Here is a 13895-nt window from a genome sequence, read left to right as displayed (position 1 = left end):
GTCGCGTCCCGCGCTCAGTGCGCGTGCTCGCCCTGGTCGGCGTGGTCACCCTCGCCGGCGCTCGGCGTGCCGCTGGGCGTGGTGCTCGGCGTGCCGCTGGGCGCCGGCTGCGCGCCGGACGGGCCGGCGTGGACGGTGAAGGCGGCGGTGCGGACCTGGCCCTGGTGCTGGAAGTCCAGGAACAGGCGGTAGTCGCCGCCGCTCGGCGCCTCGGCGTAGAAGACGATCTCGGGACCGGCCTTGGTGACGCCGTCGCCGGGCGCGCCCTCCGGGTGGACGTGCAGGTACGCCAGGTCGCCGCCGCGCAGGGCGACGAGGTGCCCGTACGCCCCCAGATACGGCTGCAGGTCGGTGACCGGCTCGCCGGCCTTGGTCACCTTGAGCGCCAGCCTGCTCGACCGGCCGGGGACCAGGTCGCCGGCCAGCTCGACCGTGTAGCCGTCCACGGTCGTCGTACGGCTCGCCGCGGGCAGCGGCCGGGGCGTGTAGCCGCCGGCCACGAACACATCGGCGCCGAGGGTCAGCGCGGGGCCGCCGGCCGGCGCGAAGTCGGCGAAGGCCCGGTAGGCGCCCGCGGCGGGCAGCGTCAGCTTGACCGTCCAGACGCCGTCGGCCGACATCTCCGGATGGACGTGCTGGAACGTCGTCAGGTCGCGCGAGGCCACGATGAGGTGGAGCCGCTTGTCGTGGCGCACGTCGAAGCCGGTGACGTTGCGCCCGCCGGGGCCCGTCACGGCGAAGCGGAAGTCGGTGGGCTCGCCGGGCCGGATCTCGCCGGTCAGCGGGACGAAGGTGTAGCCGCTCTCTGACACTTGAAGCCCCCCGGGGGTATCCGCCGCACCTGCCTGTGCCCCTGTGCCCCGGCCCTCACTGCCGTGACCCTCGCCGCCGTGACCTTCTCCGGCCTGCTCGGCGTGGGCGCCGGGGACCGCGGTCCCCGGCGTGCCCGTGTCACCCACGGCGCCGCCCACACCGAACGCCCCGCCGAACGCCACAGCCAGGCCCAGGGCGTACAGCCCGAGCCTGCCGGCCGTGTTCACGACGCACTCTCCACCGTGTAACCGGCCCCCTCGACGGCGGCCACGATGCGCTCCGGCTCGATCGGCTGCTCGCTGCCGACGGTCAGCAGCCCGCTGGCCAGGTCGACCTCGACACCCGTCACGCCGGGCACCTCGCCGACCTCCTCCTTCACCGAGCTGACGCAGTGGCCGCAGGTCATGCCCTTGACGGTGTAGGTAGCGGTGGTGGTGGCCATACCGAATCACTCCTCGATAACGTCGGTGGAAGAACGCTGAATCAAAAACGGAGCTCGAAGCCGGGTCACGAGCGGACGAGCCGCGCGATCGCGTCGGACGCCTCCTTGACCTTGGCCTGCGCCTCGGGCCCGCCCTCGCGGGTGGCCTCGGCGACACAGTGGGCCAGGTGCTCCTCCAACATGGACAGGGCGAACGACTGGAGGGCGCTGGTGGCCGCCGACACCTGGGTCAGGACGTCGATGCAGTACTTGTCGTCCTCCACCATCCGCTGCAGCCCGCGGACCTGCCCCTCGATCCGGCGCAGCCGCCGGCTGTGGTCGTCCTTGCGTGCGGAGTATCCCGCCATGCCGATCCCCCTCTCCCTCGCTGTCACCCACTCTAACACGATACCCCCCTACCGTATTCCGACGGGGGTGCGGAACCTGCCACGAAGGCTGTTACGGTTTGCGCGATGAGACGGCGCGCCGGACGTTACTCGTCCCTCCTCGACCGGTTCCACCACCCCGCACAGGTCATCGCCACCGGGTTCGGCGCGGCGATCGCCCTCGGCACGGGGCTGCTCTCGCTGCCCGTGGCCACCACGACCGGGGAGTCCGCCGGACTGGTGACGGCGCTGTTCACCGCGACCTCCGCCGTGTCCGTGACCGGGCTGGTGGTGGTGGACACCGCCTCCCACTGGTCCGTGTTCGGCGAGGTGGTGATCGCCGGACTGGTGCAGGCGGGCGGGCTGGGCATCATGACGCTGGCCACCCTGTTCACCGTGCTCGTCGCCGGACGGCTCGGACTGCGGGCGCGGCTGTTCGCCCAGGCCGAGACCAAGGCCCTCAGCATGGCCGAGGTGCGGCGGCTGGTGCGCAAGGTGGCGCTCTTCAGCCTCGCCTGCGAGGCCGTCATCGCCGTCGTGCTCACCGCCCGCTTCGTCGCCGGGTACGACGAGCCGCTGTCCCGGGCTCTCTACCTGGGCGCCTTCCACGCGGTGTCGGCGTTCAACAACGCCGGGTTCGGGCTGTGGCCGGACAGCCTGATGCGGTTCGTGGCCGACCCGTGGATCTGCCTGACGGTGGCCACGGCCGTGATCGTGGGCGGGCTCGGCTTCCCGGTCGTGTTCGAGCTGCTGCGCTCCTGGCGGCGGCCGAGCCGGTGGTCGATCATCACCCGCGTCACGGTCGGGGCGACGCTCATCCTGCTGGGGGCGGGCACGCTGGCGTACCTCACCACCGAGTGGCGCAACCCGGCGACGCTGGCCCCGCTGGACGACGGCGGCAAGCTGCTGGCGGCCTTCTTCACCTCCGTCATGGCGCGCTCGGCCGGCTTCAACAGCCTGGACATCGCCCAGATGCAGCCGTCGAGCTGGCTGGTGACCGAGGTGCTGATGTTCGTCGGCGGCGGCAGCGCGGGCACCGCGGGCGGGATCAAGGTGACCACGTTCGGGCTGCTGGCGTTCGTCATCTGGGCCGAGCTGCGGGGCGAGCGGCACGTCGCGGTCGGGCGGCGGCGGCTGCCCGAGTCGGCGCAGCGGCAGGCCGTGTCGATCTCGGCGATGGGCATGGCGCTCGTCGTCGTCTCGACGTACGTGCTGCTGGTCCTGACGCCGCACGGTCTGGACCGGGTGCTGTTCGAGGTGGTGGCGGCCTTCGGCACGGCGGGGATGTCCACCGGCATCACCTCCGACGTGACGACCGCCGGGCACGTGCTGCTCGTGGCGCTCATGTTCGCCGGCCGGATCGGGCCGCTCACGCTGGGGTCGGCGCTGGCCCTGAAGGACCGTACCCGCCGCTACGAGCTGCCGGAGGAACGGGTGATCGTCGGCTGAGGATCTCCGCCCGCGGGTAGCCTCGCTACGAGAGCCGGCACCTGATGGACGTGCCCCATGAGAGATGCCCGGCCGGAACGCCCGGCGAGAACGCCCGGTGGAAGAGCCGGTAGGAGAGCCATGTCCGACGCCCGCCCGGAGTCCGGAGCGCCCCGCCTCGCCGAGACCGGCGTCGGCCCGCGGCCGCCGCGCCCGGACCGGCCCCTGGGGCGCCGGCTGCGGCGGGTGCCCTGGGCCACGCTCGGCGCGGTCTCCGTGGGCGGGATGCTCGGCGCGCTGGCCCGCTGGGGCATCACGCTGGCCTTCCCCCACGCGCCCGGGGCGTTCGCCTGGGCCACGTGGGGGGTCAACGTGACGGGGTGCCTGCTGATCGGCGTGCTCATGGTCGCCGTGACCGAGGCGTGGCGGGTCCACCCCCTGGTGCGGCCCTTCCTGGGGGTGGGCGTGCTGGGCGGGTACACCACCTTCTCGACGTACGTGGTGGACGCGCAGCGGACGCTCCAGGCGGGCGAGCCGCGCACGGCGCTGGCCTACCTGGCGGGCACGCTGGTCGCCGCGCTGCTGGCGGTCCACCTGGGCGACCGCCTGGGCCGCCTGCTGTTCCTGGACCGGCGGTCGAGAGAGGAGGAGCGATGAGACTCCACGGCTCGGCGTTGCGCCTGACCGTCTACGTCGGGGAGAGCGACGTGTGGCGGCACAAGCCGCTCTACCACGAGATCGTGCACCGGGCCCACCGCGCGGGGCTGGCGGGGGCCAGCGTGATGCGCGGCATCGAGGGCTTCGGCGCCTCCAGCCGCATCCACACCACCCGGATCCTGTCGCTGTCGGAGGACCTTCCGCTGGCGATCGTGATCGTGGACGCGCCGGACAAGGTGCGGTCCTTCCTGCCGCAGCTCGACGAGCTGGTCACCGAGGGGCTGGTGATCCTCGACGAGGTGGAGGTCATCCGCTACGCGGGCCGCTCCTCCGGAGACGCCGACTTCCCGGAACCGGCGGACGGGACGGACGCGGACGGGCCGTACGGGACCGGCGCGGGCGGGCGCGACTCGTGACCGTGCTGCTCGTCGCGCTGGGGGCCGCCGTCGGCGCCCCGCTGCGCTATCTGGCCGACCGGGCCGTGCAGGCGCGCCACGACTCCCTGTTCCCCTGGGGCACCCTCACGGTCAACGTGCTCGGCTCGGCCCTGCTGGGCTTCCTCGCCGCCGTGCCGGCGCCCGGCCCCGTCATGGCCCTGCTGGGCACCGGCTTCTGCGGCGCGCTGACCACGTACTCGACGTTCGGGTACGAGACCGTGCGGCTGGTCCGCGACGGCGCCGGGACGTACGCGCTGCTCAACGCGCTGGGCAGCGTGGCGGCCGGGTTCGGCGCCGCGTGGTGCGGCATGACGGTCGCCCTGGCCCTGTGATCGCCGGATCAGAGGAAGACGTAGCACTCCACCTCGGAGCGCCGGTAGGACAGCCCCTGCGCGACCGAGTCCGTGACGCAGGAGCGCTCGGACGGGCTCAGCATGAGCTTCCCGCACACCGTCACGCCGGAGTAGGTCCGGCAGTCCAGTGACGGGTCGGCCGCGCCGATGCGGTAGGTGGCCCTCACGTTCGAGCGGCAGCGGGCGCGCGCGCCGGGCGTGTTCGCGTACGAGCACTGGCGGAGCAGGATTCGGTACTGGCGGCTGCTGACGTTCTGGCCATCGCCGTCCCCGTCCGCAGCGGCCCCATGGCCGTCGGCACTCGCCGAGCTCAGGTCGCGAAGATCCCCGTCGGCCCGCGCCGAGGCGGCGCACAGGCCGAGCATGACCACCACCCCGAGACCAGCGGCAACGATCTGTTTCATGGCACCCCCCACAAGCGGAATACCGTCCCTAACCTCGCCCAAAACACCACAATTCGCCTCCCCCGAGCAGACTCGGCGTGTCGCGCCCGGGAAGCCTCCGCCCGGCGGGAGAGCCGGGAGGCGGGAGGTGCCGACGTTACACCTGTGGCCGGTGGTCCGCCTGGCGGAGGACCAGGGAGGACCTGAGAGCGTCCAGGTCGCTGTACGGCCCGCCGGCGGCGTGGAGGTGTTGCCTGACGAGCCGTGAGGCGGGCAGGGTGGGGCGGGTGAGCAGTGATGAGACGCGCGACGGTGTGCCGCTGACCAACCTGGACCAGCCACTGTTCGACGGGTCCGGCGCCACGAAACGGGACCTGGTCGACTACCTCGACGCCGTCAGCGACCGGATCCTGCCCGCCCTGCGCGAGCGCCCCCTGTCGGTCGTGCGGGTCCGCCCCGGTCAGCCGGCCTTCATGCAGAAGAACGTCCCCAAGTACGCCCCGTCCTGGGTGCGCACGGTCTCCGTCTGGGCCGAGGCGTCCCACCGGCAGGTGTCGTACGCCCTGTGCGACGACCGGCGCACGCTGCTGTGGTTCGCCAACCAGCGGGCGGTGGAGTACCACCCGGCGCTGGCGCGTGCCGGCGTCCCCACCCACCTGGTGCTCGACCTCGACCCGCCGGAGGGCACCGCGTTCGACCTCGCCGTGCGCGCGGCCCTGCTCGTCCGGCAGGCGCTCGCCGACGCCGGCCTGGCCGGGGCGGTCAAGACCAGCGGCGCCAAGGGCGCGCACGTGTTCGTGCCCGTGGAGGAGGGCGTCCCGGCGGAGGACCTGGCGGCGGCCACCCGGGCCGTGGGCGCCCGGGCCGCGCGCCTCGACCCGGAGCTGGCCACGACGGCGTTCATCCGGGAGGACCGCGAGGGCAAGGTGTTCATCGACTCGACCCGGGCGGGCGGCGCGACGGTGGTGGCCGCCTACAGCCCGCGCGTCCGGCCGGACGTGCCGGTGTCGTTCCCGGTGCCCTGGGAGGAGCTCGAACAGGTGAGCCCGCGCGACTTCACCGTCCGGTCCGTGCCGGGGCTGCTGGACGGCCGTGACCCGTGGGCGGAGCTGATGCCGCCGCCGCAGCGGCTGCCCGCCGGCCTGGTCGAGGAGGGGCACACGATCCCGGTGGCACGGGTGCAGGCCATGCACGAGGGCAAGCGCCGCGCCCGTGCCCGCCGGGGCGAGTGACCTCGTCGCTACTGGATCTGCTCGAACGGGGTCGGGGCCTGGCCGGTCCAGCGGTGCAGCTGGGCGCGGCCGGTCTGCTTGGTCACGCCGTCCTCCACGACCGTGCCGTCCTTGGCCAGGTAGAAGCGGCCGTCGTCGAGCGAGGCCAGGCCGTACTGGCCGCCCGACTCCCATCCCCACACGTCGGTCGCGTCGTGGTGCAGGCCCTGGCGCAGCAGCGGGAGGAGCGCGCCCCGCTCCGGCTGCGGCTGCCCCTCGATCGGGCCTTCCACCGGGCGGGCGGAGCCGTCGACCACGAACAGCGAGTAGTTCGGGAACTGCGGCTTGACGCCCTTGTAGACGGCCATCAGCCAGTTGCCCGACCGGCGGTCGTACTCCAGGTTCTGCACGCCGTAGGTGGTGTTGCCGGTGCGGACGAAGTACTTGCCGTCCGACCGCTCCGGGCCGGCCGTGTGCGGCTGGGCCTGGGTGAGCGGGCGCTCGTACCGGCGCCAGTCGCGGATGTCGTACTGGAGGATGACCTGGTGGTCGTTGTCCTGGCGCGTGGTGTTGGAGTAGATGCCGTAGGCGACGGTCAGCTTCTGCCGGCCGCCGCGCTTGCCGAACTCCGGCCCGAAGGCGACGCCGTCGATGCCGCTGCAGCCGTAGCGGTGGTCGGGGGTGTTGCCCGTGTTGCCGTCGAAGACGCCGTCGCCGTTCATGTCGGCGCTGTAGTCGTCCACCACGTCCTTGAGGTAGACGGCGGTCACCACGTCGGAGCCCTCGGCGTTCATGCCGAGGCTGGTGATCCGGTCCACGTCGAAGATGGCGATGTAGAACGCCTTGGCGTCCTTGTACTCCAGCGATCCGTAGACGCGGCCGTCCTTGTCGTTGAAGTCGAGGTCGCCCAGGTGGCCGGTGAACCCGGTGACCGAGCCCACCGGCTTGCCCTTCATGTCGGTCTTGACCAGGAGGTTGGTGAAGGAGAAGTACATGTACCCCTTCTTCTGGTCGATGGCGATGCCCTGCACGTGACCCGACTGCCAGGCTCCGCCGTTCACCTCCGCCGGTAGCTCGATCGGCCGTGCCTCCGCCCGCGCCGCGACGGCCGGGGCGGAGGCGAGGGCGCCAGAGAGCGTGGAGGTGAGGGCTGCCGTGAGCAGTACGTGTGCGACCCGCATGTTCTTCCGTGTGCCTTCCGAGGGGGAAAAGTACTCGAAAGATCCTTACAGACCATTTCCGCCCCGTCCATGGCCGGAAGTCAAACTCCGCGCGACGCGCGCCGGAACGGTTCGGCGGGCCTCCTGCCCGTCAGGGGATGGGAGTGTCGCTGAGCCGGCAGGCGCGGGGCCGCTCAGGGCGCTCGCCCGTCCATCCCGCCTCGGGCGCCCACGCCTGGTAGTACATCATCGTCCCCTTCGCGGCCCCCTCGATGCTCCTGCCCGCTGCGGTGGTGTGGGCGAGGACTGTGCCGGTCCGCGGGTCCAGGATGGTGGCGTACACCTCCGGCACCTCGTCGTCCGCCCCGAACTCGCCGAAGGAGCCGCGGCCTTTGTTGAACGTGACCGCGAGGCCCTCCCGGCCCAGGGGATCGACGGCCGGGCCGATCACCTTGGTCGTCGGCAGTCCGGCGAGCAGCCGCAGGGCGGCCGCCCGGACCGAGGGCCTGACCGGCATCTCCAGGAGATACCCGGCACGGGGAAGGAACTCCTCGAAGCTCACCTGGCCCATCCTGTCCTCACGCCCCTCCCAGCGGGTTCGCAGGACCTCCCGCAGCCGGATGGCGTCGTCAGGCAGCGCGGCGAGGTCCGCGACGGTGAGCTCGCCCAGCCGCCGGTCGCCGAACACGCCGCCCGGCTCGGCCGCGCGCGTGTAGAGGCAGTCGGAGGGCTTGGACCGCAGCCGCACCTTCATGCATTCGTCGGCCCCGGGCGCGCAGACGCGCTTGAGAGTCGTCGGAGAGCCGGCCGCCCGCCAGACCCGCTCGTCGGCCGGGGTGGCCGGCCGGACGAACATCTTCCGCTGCTCCGCCTGGACGGGATCGCCGGGGTCGCGCGGCTGCCAGAGGTCGATCCGGTCGGAGTACAGCACGTTGAACGCCCGGTCGCCCGCGCGGACGCGGATGAGCCCGTTGTCGAGCAGCGGCCTGCGCCAGTAGGCGTCGCTGTCGTCGGGCAGACCGGCGACCCGGTCCGCCAGCCGGAGCAGGGCGCCGGCGCCGGCGTCGGGCGCGAGCACCGGCGGCGGCGCGGGCGCGGTGGTCAGGTTCGCGACCAGCGCGACGACGGCCATGACGACGGCGACCGTGGCCGCGGCCGTCCCCAGGGTCCACCCCCAGGTCCTGCCACGCCACCCTGCCCGCCCCGCCTGGCGTGGCCGTACCGGCTCCTTCCGGGCCGCGGCCAGCCGGGCGCGCGCCTTCTCGACCACCTCCGCCCGGGGCGGCGGCGCGTCCGGCAGTGACCTCGCCAGGAGCTTCAGCTCATCCATGGGTCTCCTCCAAGGGGTTGACGTCGCCGAGTGCTTTGCGGAGCTTCCTGCGGGCCCGGCTGAGGCGGGAGGCGACCGTCCCCGCCGGTATCCCGAGGGCGGCGGCGACCTCGGCGTGGCTGAGGTCGCCCAGCACGCTGAGCAGCACGACGTCACGGTCTCCGCGGCTGAGCCCGGCCAGCGCCCCCGCCAGCCTGCCGGTCAGCCCGCCGGCCGCCACGCGGGCCAGCGTGGCGTCCTCGTGGTCGTGCTCGGGGCGCTCGGCCGTGCGGCTGAGCGCCTTCCATCTGCGGATCTCGGTACGGCGGTGCCGCGCGACGAGGTTGGTGGCGATGCCGTACAGCCAGGGCCGCACCCCTCCGCGTGAGGCGTCGTAGCCGCCTCGGTAGGCCGCCAGGAACACCTCCGCCGCCAGGTCGTCGGCGGCGTCGTCCGGCAGCCGCCTGGCGATGTAACGGTGGATCTCGGAGAAGTGCGCGTTGAAGACCTCCTCGAAACCGGCCCGGAGATCGGGCGGATCGGCCAGGTCAGGGGGAACGGCCATGCAGGCATCTCCGCTGGGTCGGTGGACGACGATCGCCCCTTCTTTCCCGGAGGGCCCCGATGCTTTCACGGCCCGCCCTCCCGCCCGGCTTCCGCTGTGGGCGATTCCGCTGTGGGCGTGCGGAGCCGCCCGGGTGTGCCGGAGTGCGCCAGAGTGTGGGGCATGAAGCTGCTGGTGCTGGGCGGGTCCGACTTCGTCGGCCGGGCCTTCGCCGAGGAGGCGCTCTCCCTCGGCCACGACGTGACGGTCTTCAACCGGGGCACCCGGGCGGCCCCCGTGGGGGCGAGGGCCCTGCGCGGCGACCGGTCGGCCCCTGGCGGGCTGGCCGCGATCCAGCGCGGCGAGTGGGACGTCGTGGTCGACACCTGGTCCTCCGCGCCGTCGGCCGTCCGCGATGCCGCCAACCTGCTGGCGGGGCGGGCCGAGCACTACGTGTACGTCTCCAGCCGCTCCGTCCACCCCTATCCGACGGCGGCGGGCGCCGACGAGAGCGCGCCGGTGGTGGACGCGTCACCCGACGACGGCGGCGACGTCGACTACGTCCACGCCAAGGCGGGTGGCGAGCTGGCGGCCGTGGCCGCGTTCGGCGACCGGGCGCTGCTGGCCCGTCCGGGGCTCATCCTCGGCCCGTACGAGAACATCGGGCGGCTGCCGTGGTGGCTGAGCCGCATCGCCCGCGGCGGCACGGTGCCCGCCCCCGGCTCCCCCGGCCTCGGCCTGCAGTACATCGACGCCCGCGACCTGGCCCTGTGGTGCCTCGACGCCGCCGGGCGCGGGCTCGGCGGGGCCTACAACACGGTGAGCGTCCCGGAGTTCACGACGATGGGCGAGCTGCTGGAGACCTGCGTCCGGGTCACCGGCTCCGACGCGGAGCTGCGCTGGATCGACGCCGGCGCGGTCCTCGCGGCGGGCGTCCAGCAGTGGACCGACCTGCCGATCTGGGCCGTGGACGAGGGGCACGAGACCATGCACCAGGGCGACGTGTCCAAGGCGGTGGCGGCGGGCCTGCGGTGCCGTCCGGTCGAGGAGACGGTGGCCGACACCTGGACCTGGCTGACCGGCATCGGCGGCCAGGCCCCGCCCCGCCCCGGCCGCCCCCCGGTGGGCCTCACCCCGGAGGCGGAGGCCAAGCTCCTCAGCCTCTGACCGGCTTACCGAGGCCCGGTCGCGTTCGCGGGCCGCCGGGCGCCTTCACGGGAAGCCGAGACCCGGTGTTTGGGACTCGCGGGGCCCCGGTGAGTGCCTCGCGCCTTCGCGACGGTTACCGTGGGTGATCGTATGAGTCGATTCCTGTTCTCACCGCGGCGGCCGGGCGTGCTCCGGTGGATCTCCCACGGCGCGTTCGGCGCGCTGCTGGTGTCCGCCCTGGCCATGACCGCCGGCGACGGCGGCACGGCCGTGGCCGCCGGCGGCGCGCTGCTCGGCGGCCTGTACGTCGCCTGGGTGCTCCTGGAGGGCGAGCTGGTCCCGGGCCGGCCGGGGCTCGCGCTGCTGTGCCTGCTCCCGGTCGTGCTGACCTGGGCCGCGCTCGCCGCCGCCGCGCCGCCGTTCGTCTGGCTGGTCCTCCCGCTCGCCCTCACCTGCGCGCGGGCGCTGCCCCTGTGGGCGGGCGCGTTCGCCGCGAGCGTGCTGGCCTGCGGGTCCGTCGTACTGATGATCACCCACACCGGCCTGTGACTCAGGGCGTGACCACCGGGAAGTCCGGCATGGCGTCGTCCAGGAGGGCCACCAGGCGTTGCAGCGCCCCGATGTTGCCCTCCCGCTCGACGCCCTCCGCGCCCCGGCCGCAGAGCAGCCCGACGAGCTGCTGCCTGCTCAGCCGCAGCGTCAGGTCCACCGGCCCGTCCGGCGGGTCCTGCTGCCGGACGAGCGCGCCGTTCGACAGCGTCGTGCGGTGGCGCTCCCCCAGGTCCGTCAGGTGCCAGTCGATCGCCAGGCTCTCGTTCCAGGCGCGCGGTCCGTGCAGGCGGATGGCGATCGAGTCGAAGATCCGGTCCACGGGAAGCGCCGCGACCAGGTCGGGGCACTGGGCGGCGGGCACCGCGGGCACGATTCCATCGGCCAGCTCCAGCGCCCCGGTCAGGTAGAGGTTGCGCCACGTGGCGTTCTCCGCGCCGTGCCCGAGCCTGGTGTAGACCTCGGCGAGCAGGTCGCGGGCCTCCTTGTTGCCCTCGTCGGCGAAGACCGCGTGGTTGAGGAGCTGAGCGGCGAAGCGCAGGTCGCCCTGCGAGAGGTAGCCGCGCGCGAACTCCACCACGGCGCCGCCGCCGCCCAGGCACCTGACGTACCGGATGGCGCTCTCGCGTGGCGGGTGCTCCCACAGGTGCGCGGGGTTGCCGTCGAACCAGCCGAGGTAGCGCTGGTAGACGGCCCGGACGTGCTGGCTGAGCGCGCCGTGGTAGCCGCGCGTGTGCCAGGCGTCCTCCAGCGCCGGCGGCAGCGGAAGCGTCTCGGCGATTTCGGACGCGGTGAGCCCCTTGTTCATCAGGCGCAACGTCTGGTCGTGCAGGTACGTGTGCAGGTCCCGCTGCCCGGTCAGGAACCGGGCGACGCCGTCCGCTCCCCAGACCGGCCAGTGGTGCGAGGCGAGCGCGACGTCGGCGCGGCCGGCGAACCGCGTGATCGTCTCGGTCAGGCAGCGGACCCACACGCGGGGGTCGCGGACCGCCGCGCCGTGCAGGGGCAGCAGGTCGTGCTGGTCACGGGTGACGTTCTCGGCCAGGAAGAGGGCCCGGTGGCCGGGGAAGAGGAACGCCATCTGCGGCGGGTCGCCCGCGCCGGCCATGAGCTGGAACTCCATCCGCACCCCGTCCACGACCTCCTCCTGGCCGGTGTGGGTGACGGTCACCGTGGGCGGGACGAACGAGATCGCGCCCGTGGAGGCGGCCAGGCCGAGGCCCGCGCCGACCTGACCGAGCGGGGAGCGTTCGAGCGCCTGGCCGTACGTGTAGACCGAGCGGCGCGTCACGGCGGAGCGGGCGTGGCCGTGCTCGGACGCCGCGTGCTCCATGAACCCGTCCGGCGCGAGGATCGGCACGCCGCCGCTCGTGACGCCCCGCACGCCGCCGAAGTGGTCCACGTGGGAGTGCGTGTAGACGACACCGGTGACGGGCCGGTGCCCCTGGTGCGCGCGGTACAGGCCGAGGGCCGCCGCCGCGCACTCGACCGAGACGAGCGGGTCGACCACGACGACACCGGTGTCGCCTTCGACCAGCGTCATGTTCGACAGGTCGAGCCCTCGCACCTGGTAGACGCCCTCGGTCACCTCGTACAGGCCCTGACGGGCGCAGAGCCGGCCCTGCCGCCACAGGCCGGGATGCGCGCTGTCGGGGCACTCCTCCTGGAGGAAGGCGTAGGAGTCGCCGTCCCAGACGACCCTGCCGTCGCTGTTCCTGATCACCCCGGGGTCGAGCCTGGCGACGAAGCCACGGCCGGCGTCGTCGGAGTCGTCACGATCATGGAATGGAAGGTCCGACATGCTCCCCTGCATGCCCGCCTTCCGGTACGGACAGGGTCAACAGAGTCTGGCAATACGGACAAACCCCTACCTCTGCCGGAGGTGCGCGGGCGCCGTGTGATTGGCTGGAGGCTGACTGATCGTCATGGGGGTTTCGCGGTGGAAGCGTGTGTGTTCGACCTCGACGGGGTGCTCGTCGATTCCGAACCCGTCTGGGAGGAGGTACGGCGCGCCTACGTCGCCGACAACGGCGGCACGTGGCGGCCCGACACGCAGTCCCGGCTCATGGGCATGAGCACCGGCGAGTGGGCCGCGTACCTGCACGAGCTCGGCGTCGGCCGGCCGCCGGAGGAGATCGCCCGCCAGGTGGTGGACGCGATGGCCGAACGCTACCGCGAGTCCATCCCGCTGATGCCCGCCGCCCAGGAGGCCGTACGGCGGCTGGCCGGGCGCTTCACCCTCGGACTGGCCAGCTCCTCGCCCCGGCGGCTGATCGACGTCGTCCTCGACGCCGCAGGGCTGGACGAGTGCTTCGCCGCCACGGTCTCCACCGAGGAGGTCGAGCGCGGCAAGCCCGCCCCCGACGGCTATCTGGAGGCTGCCGCCCGGCTGGGTATCGACCCCCGCGCCTGCTTCGCCGTGGAGGACTCCAGCAACGGGCTCCGGTCGGCGCACGCGGCCGGGATGCGGGTCGTCGCGGTCCCGCACCCCCGGTACCCGCCCGCGCCCGACGCCCTGGAACTGGCCTGGCTCGTCGTCCACGACCTGGGCAAGCTCACCCCGGAGACCCTCCAGCCATGACCCGCCGCCCCGCCCTGATCCGCCCCCGGACCGCTGACGACCTGCCCGCCTGCGTACTTGCTCTGCAGGAGGTCCACGCCGCCGACCGCTACCCCGTGGACTGGCCCACGGACCCGGCCGGTTGGCTCACGCCCGACGACCTCGCCCAGGCATGGGTGGCCGTCGACGACGACGGACGGACCGTGCTCGGCCACGTCGGGCTGGCCCGGCCGGACCAGCACGTCAGACGGCTCGTCGGCGTACCGGTCGGCGCCGTCGTGTCCCGCCTGTTCGTCGTCCCGCGCGCCCGCGGCCGGAGCGTGGCGGCCGGCCTGCTCGCCGCCGCCCGCGCCGCGCACGCCGCCGACGGCCCGCCCCTGGCCCTGGAGGTCTCCAGCGAGGGCCGCGCCGCGATCGCGTTCTACGAGCGGACCGGCTGGCGGCGCGTGGCCAGCAGCCGGGCGGACTGGCTGAACGCGGCGGGCGAGCCCGCCCTGCTGCACCACTACGTGAACCCCTAGGGATATCCTCTGGA

17 protein-coding genes are annotated in these 13895 nt (G+C 73.4%); 9 read left to right on the top strand and 8 right to left on the bottom strand.

Going from position 1 to position 13895, the window contains the following annotated elements:
- Nucleotides 1-14: 14 nt before the first annotated feature.
- The 3 genes from ACIBG4_RS21680 to ACIBG4_RS21670 all read right to left on the bottom strand — a co-directional run bounded on the left by ACIBG4_RS21680 (nt 15) and on the right by ACIBG4_RS21670 (nt 1602).
- Complete coding sequence (locus tag ACIBG4_RS21680; RefSeq protein ID WP_397203309.1) at nt 15-1040, bottom strand: hypothetical protein; 1026 nt, start codon at nt 1038-1040, stop codon at nt 15-17.
- Nucleotides 1037-1255 (bottom strand): heavy-metal-associated domain-containing protein, encoded by a 219-nt coding sequence (locus tag ACIBG4_RS21675; RefSeq protein ID WP_355435031.1) that lies wholly within the window; start codon nt 1253-1255, stop codon nt 1037-1039. The genes ACIBG4_RS21680 and ACIBG4_RS21675 overlap by 4 nt, the downstream gene beginning before the upstream one ends.
- Before the next feature lie 65 nt (nt 1256-1320).
- Nucleotides 1321-1602 (bottom strand): metal-sensitive transcriptional regulator, encoded by a 282-nt coding sequence (locus ACIBG4_RS21670; RefSeq protein WP_310706990.1) that lies wholly within the window; start codon nt 1600-1602, stop codon nt 1321-1323.
- A 105-nt stretch (nt 1603-1707) separates the two neighbouring features.
- On the opposite strand from ACIBG4_RS21670, the gene ACIBG4_RS21665 reads away from it, so the two are divergent.
- The 4 genes from ACIBG4_RS21665 (at nt 1708) to crcB (ending at nt 4474) form a co-directional block, all read left to right on the top strand.
- Nucleotides 1708-3069 carry a TrkH family potassium uptake protein gene (locus ACIBG4_RS21665; RefSeq protein WP_397203308.1) on the top strand — a complete coding sequence of 454 codons (1362 nt, stop codon included), beginning with the start codon at nt 1708-1710 and terminating at the stop codon, nt 3067-3069.
- Nucleotides 3070-3189: 120 nt separating this feature from the next.
- Nucleotides 3190-3705 carry a CrcB family protein gene (locus ACIBG4_RS21660; protein WP_310706992.1) on the top strand — a complete coding sequence of 172 codons (516 nt, stop codon included), beginning with the start codon at nt 3190-3192 and terminating at the stop codon, nt 3703-3705.
- A complete protein-coding gene (locus ACIBG4_RS21655; protein WP_397203307.1) occupies nt 3702-4121 on the top strand; it encodes a DUF190 domain-containing protein in 420 nt (139 codons plus the stop codon). Before ACIBG4_RS21660 ends, ACIBG4_RS21655 begins: the two co-directional genes overlap by 4 nt.
- Nucleotides 4118-4474, top strand: coding sequence for a fluoride efflux transporter CrcB (crcB, locus tag ACIBG4_RS21650; RefSeq protein WP_355435019.1), 357 nt, complete (start codon nt 4118-4120; stop codon nt 4472-4474). Before ACIBG4_RS21655 ends, crcB begins: the two co-directional genes overlap by 4 nt.
- Nucleotides 4475-4482: 8 nt before the next feature.
- Here the strand turns inward: crcB and ACIBG4_RS21645 are convergent, their stop codons facing one another.
- Nucleotides 4483-4899: a hypothetical protein gene (locus ACIBG4_RS21645; RefSeq protein WP_397203306.1), complete on the bottom strand. Its 417-nt coding sequence runs from the start codon at nt 4897-4899 to the stop codon at nt 4483-4485.
- A 266-nt stretch (nt 4900-5165) separates the two neighbouring features.
- On the opposite strand from ACIBG4_RS21645, the gene ACIBG4_RS21640 reads away from it, so the two are divergent.
- Nucleotides 5166-6110 carry a DNA polymerase domain-containing protein gene (locus tag ACIBG4_RS21640; protein ID WP_397203305.1) on the top strand — a complete coding sequence of 315 codons (945 nt, stop codon included), beginning with the start codon at nt 5166-5168 and terminating at the stop codon, nt 6108-6110.
- Nucleotides 6111-6118: 8 nt separating this feature from the next.
- Here ACIBG4_RS21640 and ACIBG4_RS21635 read toward each other — a convergent pair whose 3' ends face one another.
- From ACIBG4_RS21635 to ACIBG4_RS21625, 3 genes are all read right to left on the bottom strand, one after another.
- Nucleotides 6119-7270: a hypothetical protein gene (locus ACIBG4_RS21635; RefSeq protein WP_355435011.1), complete on the bottom strand. Its 1152-nt coding sequence runs from the start codon at nt 7268-7270 to the stop codon at nt 6119-6121.
- A 130-nt stretch (nt 7271-7400) separates the two neighbouring features.
- The gene (locus ACIBG4_RS21630) at nt 7401-8579 is read right to left on the bottom strand and encodes a hypothetical protein (protein ID WP_397203304.1); all 1179 of its coding nucleotides are present in this window, start codon (nt 8577-8579) and stop codon (nt 7401-7403) included.
- Nucleotides 8572-9123: an RNA polymerase sigma factor gene (locus tag ACIBG4_RS21625; RefSeq protein WP_397203303.1), complete on the bottom strand. Its 552-nt coding sequence runs from the start codon at nt 9121-9123 to the stop codon at nt 8572-8574. The genes ACIBG4_RS21630 and ACIBG4_RS21625 overlap by 8 nt, the downstream gene beginning before the upstream one ends.
- A gap of 162 nt (nt 9124-9285) precedes the next feature.
- On the opposite strand from ACIBG4_RS21625, the gene ACIBG4_RS21620 reads away from it, so the two are divergent.
- Together ACIBG4_RS21620 and ACIBG4_RS21615 are read left to right on the top strand one after the other, a co-directional pair.
- Nucleotides 9286-10269 carry an NAD-dependent epimerase/dehydratase family protein gene (locus ACIBG4_RS21620; protein ID WP_397203302.1) on the top strand — a complete coding sequence of 328 codons (984 nt, stop codon included), beginning with the start codon at nt 9286-9288 and terminating at the stop codon, nt 10267-10269.
- 132 nt (nt 10270-10401) lie between these two features.
- Nucleotides 10402-10800, top strand: a complete 399-nt coding sequence (locus tag ACIBG4_RS21615) for a hypothetical protein (RefSeq protein ID WP_397203301.1) — start codon at nt 10402-10404, stop codon at nt 10798-10800.
- 1 nt (nt 10801) lies between these two features.
- Here ACIBG4_RS21615 and ACIBG4_RS21610 read toward each other — a convergent pair whose 3' ends face one another.
- A complete protein-coding gene (locus ACIBG4_RS21610) occupies nt 10802-12601 on the bottom strand; it encodes an alkyl/aryl-sulfatase (RefSeq protein WP_397203300.1) in 1800 nt (599 codons plus the stop codon).
- Between the two features lie 150 nt (nt 12602-12751).
- Between ACIBG4_RS21610 and ACIBG4_RS21605 the strand changes: the two genes are divergently transcribed.
- Both ACIBG4_RS21605 and ACIBG4_RS21600 read left to right on the top strand, forming a co-directional pair.
- Complete coding sequence (locus tag ACIBG4_RS21605; protein WP_397203299.1) at nt 12752-13381, top strand: HAD family hydrolase; 630 nt, start codon at nt 12752-12754, stop codon at nt 13379-13381.
- Entirely contained in the window at nt 13378-13881 is a 504-nt protein-coding gene (locus tag ACIBG4_RS21600; protein ID WP_397203298.1) for a GNAT family N-acetyltransferase, read from the top strand. The genes ACIBG4_RS21605 and ACIBG4_RS21600 overlap by 4 nt, the downstream gene beginning before the upstream one ends.
- Nucleotides 13882-13895 lie beyond the last annotated feature (14 nt).

The organism is Nonomuraea sp. NPDC050383, assembly GCF_044459125.1.
Classification (GTDB): Bacteria; Actinomycetota; Actinomycetes; order Streptosporangiales; family Streptosporangiaceae; genus Nonomuraea.
Note: the sequence above shows the minus strand (reverse complement) of the source record. Positions and strands in the feature narration are given on the sequence as shown.